This is a genomic window from Haloparvum sedimenti (assembly GCF_001462205.1).
Lineage (GTDB): Archaea > Halobacteriota > Halobacteria > Halobacteriales > Haloferacaceae > Haloparvum > Haloparvum sedimenti.
In genome coordinates, this window is the sequence record NZ_LKIR01000005.1 from 1 (window position 1) to 1,853 (window position 1,853).

The window sequence follows — 1,853 nt, forward strand, 5'->3', positions numbered from 1 at the left end:
GCCGTCCCGAACGGAGTAAACAACCCTTTTTGAAAAACTCAGTTGCGGACGCGGGTAATATTGGCCAATCTTTAAATACAATGGTGATAAACACGATTTTGGATGACAGATAGTACCAACCGCTCCAGAAGGGACGTTGTTAAAGGCGCTACGACGCTCGGCGTTATCGGGCTCGCAGGATGTACCGGCGACGAAGGCGACGGCGACGACGGCGGCGACTCGTCCGGAGACGGCAGCGGCGACGGCGGCGACGACGGAATCGACGAATACGACCTCGTCGTCGGTACCAGCGGCTCCGGGACGCCGACGGAAGCGGCCGGGCAGGCGCTCGCCCGCGCGTGCAGCGAGGAGAGCGATTTCCTCACCCTGACCGTCCAGAACACCGACGGCTGGTCAGCGAACCTCATCGAATACGACCAGGGAACGATCCCGGCGATGGGCGTCGACAACAACTCGCTGGCGAACGCTCTGGCCGACGAGGGCCCCTACGAGGACAACCCGGTGGACGACCTCCCGCATCTGGGATTCATGTACACCAACCTCGACATCCACTTCGTGGCCACCGAGGAAAGCGGCGTGACGTCCACCACCGACCTGTACGACGGCGGGTACGACGTGTACCCGCTGCAGCCGGGCGCCGGGACGCGCGCGCTGACAGAGGAAATCCTCCGTGAAACCGGCGTCTGGGAGGCGAACAACATGCTGCAGATCGAGTTCAGTGAGATCGCCGGCGCCGTCGAGGAGGGCCGTGCCGACGTCATCGCGATGTACGGAGTGAACGGCGTCGCGCTTTCCGGCTGGTGTGAGGAGGTGGACCTCCGGAGCGACGGGTCCCTCAACGTGGTCGAGGTCGACGACGAGTTCCGTCAGGTGATCGAGGACCACGGTGGTGCACAGCTGGTCGACGTCGAGCCGTACGGGTACCAGCAGGACGTCACCGGGATCACCGACACGCTCACCGGGTGGCAGCTCGTCGGTCAGTGGGCGTTCGGCTCGGAGGTGCCGGCGGAGGTCGCCTACGAGATCGCCCGCATCTCCTCCGAGGAGTGGGAGACGATCCAGGAGTCGGACCCGACGGCGATCGACCACTCCGGCGTCGAGTCGATGACGAACGGCGTGATCCCGGAGATCCCGATCCACCCCGGCGTCGCGGACTACTGGGAGGAGAACGACGTCTGGAACGACGACTGGACGCGCGGCGAACTGGAGTAGTCGGCCAGTCGGGTTCCGCCACCGCATAGCCTATATACTTTTGTACCTCACGAAAACCTAATGTACGATAACGACCATCAGCCAGAGGTGTTGGAATGAGCTCGTCAGACGCGGACCCGGGCGAGACGGGGTCCCCGCAGACGGACGACGATCAGATCGACGAAGCGATCCAGAAGGAGCGACCGGGGGACGCCGACCTCCTCTCGATGCGGAACGTCCTCATCGGCCTTTCGATCGGTCTCTGGATCGGGGTGATCGCCTTCGCCTACACTCGATCAGTCCCGCAGTCCCAGTACGGCATGGCGTTCCTGGGTGCCGCCCTCGCTCTGTACGTCGTCACCGAACTGATGGAGCTCGCAGGCGGCGGGCGCGGACCGATCCTTCGAGACCTCAAACGCGCGTTCGCACCGGAGAACCGCCTCCATGCGGTGGCGTTAACGGTTTCCGCCGTCATCGTCGTCGCCTGGGCCGCGTACTCGACGCTGCACTGGGAGGCGATATACGTGGACCGTCCCGGCATCGCCTTCACTCACGAGTACGTCCTCGCGTCGCTGTTCTGGGTCGCGATGATCTACCTCACGTGGCGCTCGTTCGGGATGACGTTCGTCGTCGTTCTCATCGCGGGGCTCTTCTTCGGGTAC

The 1,853-nt window shown here is 63.8% G+C and carries 1 protein-coding gene and 1 pseudogene; both read left to right on the forward strand.

Translation table 11 applies throughout. From position 1 onward, the window contains the following. The first annotated feature begins 102 nt into the window (after positions 1-102). Positions 103-1,212, forward strand: a complete 1,110-nt coding sequence (locus AN233_RS00315) for a TAXI family TRAP transporter solute-binding subunit (RefSeq protein WP_058364889.1) — start codon at positions 103-105, stop codon at positions 1,210-1,212. A gap of 95 nt (positions 1,213-1,307) precedes the next feature. Beyond that, a pseudogene (locus tag AN233_RS00320) lies at positions 1,308-1,853 on the forward strand (hypothetical protein); the annotation flags it as partial.

Excerpts from the sequence above, each read along its gene's own strand:
- AN233_RS00315 (WP_058364889.1), top strand. The coding sequence starts at position 103 with ATGACAGATAGTACCAACCGCTCCAGAAGGGACGTTGTTAAAGGCGCT.